4 protein-coding genes are annotated in these 5,270 nt (G+C 55.3%); 2 read left to right on the top strand and 2 right to left on the bottom strand.

What is annotated here, in order from left to right:
- Both EOM25_11985 and EOM25_11980 read right to left on the bottom strand, forming a co-directional pair.
- The coding region (locus EOM25_11985; protein ID NCC25892.1) for an undecaprenyl/decaprenyl-phosphate alpha-N-acetylglucosaminyl 1-phosphate transferase at positions 1-1,573 on the bottom strand (1,573 nt) is incomplete at its 3' end.
- Positions 1,570-3,024, bottom strand: coding sequence for an O-antigen ligase family protein (locus EOM25_11980; GenBank protein ID NCC25891.1), 1,455 nt, complete (start codon positions 3,022-3,024; stop codon positions 1,570-1,572). The genes EOM25_11985 and EOM25_11980, both read right to left, overlap by 4 nt.
- A gap of 78 nt (positions 3,025-3,102) precedes the next feature.
- Between EOM25_11980 and EOM25_11975 the strand changes: the two genes are divergently transcribed.
- Positions 3,103-4,254, top strand: a complete 1,152-nt coding sequence (locus tag EOM25_11975) for a hypothetical protein (GenBank protein ID NCC25890.1) — start codon at positions 3,103-3,105, stop codon at positions 4,252-4,254.
- Positions 4,255-4,274: 20 nt separating this feature from the next.
- Positions 4,275-5,270: hypothetical protein (locus tag EOM25_11970; protein ID NCC25889.1), on the top strand; the 996-nt coding region annotated here is incomplete at its 3' end.

Here is a 5,270-nt window from a genome sequence, read left to right as displayed (position 1 = left end):
CCGCCATGAACGGGGCACTGACCACGCAGGTCCACAAAATGCGTCTACTGACTGCCTCGGGCATGTTTAGAACCGGAGCAAGAATTCCGGGCACAAACCAGATAATACCCAAAAGCAAAACTTCAAAACCTGTGGGAAGCAGGATTTCATTTTTCCGTTTGGTCAGAACCCGCCAGACGACCCAGGCTAGGCAGAGACAGGAGAGACTGCCCAGATAGTAGTGAAGCCATTTGAGCTTGGGCTGAACGAAAAAATAAAGCCCGGTTAAAGCCAGACTGACCAGAAAGAACACGGATTGGGCCCAGGGTAGGCGTCTTCGGCCCGAGAACCAGGGAAACGAGCAGACCAGTACCAAGCCCAAGGACAGGCAAAACAGGCCCGTAGGTCTATCCAGGGGCCAGATCCAAGGCAAAGGCCAGAACAGGGCGACAAGAAATAGGGGCCCGGCCCAGCGCACGCTCTTCCCGCCCAGAGGAACGAGCATCCTTCGATTCCTATTCCAGGAAAGGATGGCCTCCATTCTGGAGGAGCGTCTGAATTGAAAGCCTCTCTTCTCCCCCACGGCCATGGCCGTATAGAGGAAGACCAGGATGGCCCCGTCGATGGCCAGAAGCTCCCAGGCGGGCCAAGCTCTCCCTGCCCAAGCCAGAGCCCCGAAGCCCAGACACAGACAGTAGATAATGGCCACTCTCAAGGGATGGCTCAGACCGAATTTGGCCAGACGGTGATGAAGATGGGTCTTGTCCGGACGCATGGGCGGACGGCCCTTCAAGATTCTGACGGCCATGACATACAATGTATCGAAGACCGGCACCGCCATAACCGTGACCACGGCCATGGCCGAATAGCCGTGAAACTTGAAAGGCGAGGCCAGAACGGCGCAGACAGTTCCCAGGGTGAAGCCCAGGGCAAGGCTGCCTGTATCACCCATGAACAGTCGGGCCGGGAAATGATTGTAGCGCAAGAAGCCGAGAAGGGCCCCAGCCAGGGCCAAACACAAAGCCAGGGCCAGGGTGTTGCCGCTGGTCAGGGCCATGGCGCTGAAAAAAAGTGTGGCGATGAGGGCAATGCCGCCGGCCAGGCCATCGAGGCCGTCGGAAAGATTCATGGCATTGACGAACCCGACCAGGCCGAAAACCGTGAAGGCCGCGCCCCAGCGTCCTAGATCTATCTGGCCCGTTCCGAACAGATTGCCAAGATCGAGGACCTTGAACCCCCCCAGATAGACGAGGACCATGGCCGCCAGAATCTGGGCCGCGAACTTGATCGTCGCTGGCATGGACTGGCGGTCGTCCATGATTCCGGTCACGGTCAAAAGGGCCAGTCCGGCTAGGTAGGCCTGCATCTTGAGATCAATCTCGACCCACAGCAGGAGGGACAAAACCATAGCCGAAACCAAGGCCAAACCTCCGGAACGGCTCATGAGTCTGGAATGCTCCTTGCGTCCGCCCGGTTGATCCAAAAGGCCAAGGACCTTGGCCAGCCGGTCCGATACCGGGGTCAGCAACAGGGACAGAAGCAGGCTCGTATAGAAGATGGCCCCCCAATACGGGAGGTTGGGCACTCGGGTCATGGGGCACAAGAAGGATTGGGGGCTTCATTCAGTGCAGAAAGGACGTCCGGGGCTCTCTCCAGGCTCATGGCGACGATCCAGGCACAAAAAACAGTAAACGCCATGGAATAGTCAAAATAATGATCAAAACTTTTCAGGCTGATCAAGGTCATGGCCACGGGCAGACTGTCCTGAGCATTGGCGCGCATCAGATACCAGAGCATGAGTGCTGCCAGAACGAAAAGGGCCGGAAGGCCGCATTCCACGAGAACGGTCAGCATGCTGTTGTGCATGTTGAAGCGTGCATAATTTTCTTTGTATTCCTTGAGCATGATTCTGGCCTGGCCCAACCCAATGCCGGTCCATGGCTGTTCAGACCATTTTTTCAGACCCAAAGACCAGATGATCAAGCGATTTTCAGGCGGCTTTTTGGCCTTGGCCTGTGCGTCGCCATTCCAGATATGTGAAACGGTTTTTTTCGTCTGTACGTATTTTCTCAGTGGTTTTCCGGTGAGATATTTTTCCGGAAGGCCGGACCACACCAGTGTCGAACCCGCAATCAGGCACAAGGCAAGCCCAATCAACGCCTTTTTCCATCCCAAAAGGGGTAAAAATCCCAACAAGCCTACTGCCAGGCCCAAAATTGCGTTACGACTGGTACTGAACCACGTTCCCAACGCGGCCAGACATGCCATCGACCAATGGAGGATGTTCAATATGATGCCATTCTTACGGCGAATACGCGTCAGGCAGAATACTGACAACAGGGCGCAGACTGCGCCGAAGATGACCAGATTGACAAAAATGGAGGCGGCGTAGGATCCGCCGGCCATGGCTCCAGGGGGCACAAAGGCCAGCAGAAATTTTTTATAGACCGGATCGGGATGAAAAAAGGACTGCCCCAGGCCGATGATGACTACAAATGCCATGAGGGTCATGGCCGCCCAATAGGTCTGCTGATCCAAAGCGCGCTGATTTCCCATCAGGGTGAAGGCAAGCAGGCACAGGGGAAAAATGGCATAGAGGGCCAGGGTGATGACGAAATCCGCGTCGAATCGTCCCAGGCCGCTGGCGATGACGGCCAGAAAGAACAGGAACCAGAGTGCCAAAGGGACACGGTTTTTTTTCAGATAGTCCGGGTTCAAAAAAAGCAGGACCACGGTTCCGGCCAGAACAATGGTCAGAAAATGGGACAGAGGCATAATGCCCCCGAGGCGGATCGAACTCATGGCCGGCTTGAAGATCCAGAGGCAGAAGATGATGACAAAGAGCGTGTCCCTGTCGAGCCAGGCCAGACGCTGTCTGATCAATTCTCGAATCCGCAATGGAGTGGACAAAAAAATTGCCGCGTTCATACCTTGCCAGAATACTGGAGAACAGTGCCGCTGGCAACTCGGGCATGCTCTGGTTGCCTTGCCATAGCCAGGGCTCTTGTCTAAATTTCTCGATCCCATGAGCGAGAGAATCATCATTTTCAGGTGTTTTCCTTGAATTATTTTTCAGGATGTGCCGCCAGGCTCCAGCCTATACTGGCCCAGTGGACATCCGCAGTGTTCGTAGGCCTGGTGTCCATGGGCTTGGTCCTGCTTTTGGGACGCATCCTGGGGCCCGAAGCCTTTGGGACCTATAACTACGCCCTGACCCTGGGAGCGTTCTGGGCCGTGGCACTGGATGCCGGTTATTCGGTGCTCATTTTTCGCGAGACAACCAGCCCCAGCCTGGTTTCCCGGACCTCAACGCTCTATCACGCCGCCTTGGGACATCTTGCCTGGGCCTTGGCTTTGGGTCTGGCCGGGGCAGCTCTTCTCCCCGGACCAGGCCTTGTGCCGGCAATCGTTTGCTTCGGGGTCTTGCAGATCTCGCGTCTGGTTTCGGCCGGACTCAAGGGCAAGGGGCGATTCGAAGCTGAGGCCCTCTGGCAGGCCGGAATTCGGGCCGGCAGCGCATTGATTATCGGTGCCGTTGTTCTGGCCGGATACAGGGAGCCGGGGTGGATTTTCTCGGCCTGGGCGACTGGCGCGGCCCTTGTGCTATTTTTGAGTCCTTGGAGTCGAGAAATCCTGGCCAAGCCGGATCCATGGCCCTCCGGCAGACTCCTCCGGGCCGGAATGCCTCTGATGATCATCGAATTGTCCACTCTGCTGTATTTTCGGCTGGACATGGTGGTCATCGAAGGCGTGCTGGGCGCAGGTGCAGTGGGGCTCTACGCGGCGGCCCACCGGCTGGTAGAAGGAGTGGTCCTGCCTTTGGCCCCTTTGACCCAGATCTGGTTTCGGGATCTGCGCCTGGCTGCAAAAAGCAATGCGGGCTTCGGGCGGGCCATGACCTGGAGAGTTCTGGTGCTGGCAGGGTTTTCCCTGCTTCCGGCCGGGATTCTGTTTTGGGGAGCCAACCCAATAATTTTTTTACTCTACGGGCCGGAGTATGAGGATTCGGCTCAGATTCTGGCCTGGATCGCCCCAAGTCTGATCTTCATTTTTCCTAACGCCATGCTGACCCAGGCATGCCTGGCCGTTGACCAGGAGCGGGCCTATGCCATAATGGCCTGCCTTGCCGGAGTCTGCAACTTGGGACTTAATTTAGTTTTTTTGCCCGGCATGGGAGCCAAGGGAGCGGCCCTGGCCACGGTTATCACCGAAGCGGTCCTGGGCCTGGGCCTCCTCCTGACCCTGATGCGCGCTAGACGCATACCCTCCAGATAACGTTTTTCGAGGAAATCCGAATGAAAAGCATGAAGCCATTTTTTTGCAATATCGCTTGCAGGGCGGAGGCTTTTCTCCTTGAACGAAAAGGCTGTTGTCTGGCGGTTCTACTGATGACTATAGTTTTTGTCCTGGTCGTCCAGCTCTGGACGACCAAGGCCATCATCCGTTCGGATGCGCTTGGATACTACGCCTATGTCCGTTCCCTGGCCATTGACGGGGACCTGCATTTTGAAAACGAATTTCAAGATTACAATGCGCATGGTGATGACGTTCCTTCTATCAGAAGTTTGACACCCACCAACCACGTGGCCAATAAGTATTTTATCGGTCCGGCCCTCTTGTGGACGCCGTTTTTCGTCGCCGCTCACGGCACTGTCCTGGCCATGCAGGTATTTGGGCTGGAGATTTCAGCCGATGGATACACGTGGCCGTATCATTTGTTCATGGCTCTTGGTTCGGTTTTATACGGCCTGCTTGGTCTGGTATGCATGGAGCGGATGCTTCGTCTTTTTTTTGATCAGGCCTCCGGCTTCTGGGCTGTTAGCATGGTGGTTTTGTCCACCAATGTTATTTATTATTTGGCCGTTGAGCCGACCATGGCCCATGCCATGTCTTTGGGCATGGTTTCGGCCTTTGCCTGCCTATGGCTCAAAGGGCTTGAGCGACGTTCTCTTGCAAATCTCATGTTTCTCGGCCTGGTCGGGGGTGTGATGGTTTTGATCCGGCCGCAGAATGTTGTGTTCATGATTTTGCCTCTGGCCGAACTATTGGGTTTTGTCGGTCAAAGTCGAAATTTTCAACGCCGTTTATTTGAGTCCATTTTTTTTGGTCTTTTTTTTCTGCTTCCCCTCCTGCCTCAATTGGTTGTATGGAAGATTCTTTACGGCAAATTTCTGGTTTTTTCCTACCAGGGTGAGGGCTTTGATTTTTTTCATCCTAAATTGTGGGCAAGTCTTTTTTCAGACAGGCACGGGCTCATTTCCTGGACCCCGTCCGTGGCCCTGGGGCTGTTA

The organism is Deltaproteobacteria bacterium, from assembly GCA_009929795.1.
Taxonomy (GTDB): domain Bacteria; phylum Desulfobacterota; class Desulfovibrionia; order Desulfovibrionales; family Desulfomicrobiaceae; genus RZZR01.
The sequence above is the reverse complement of the archived record's forward strand: the minus strand, read 5'-3'. Positions and strand labels throughout refer to the sequence as shown.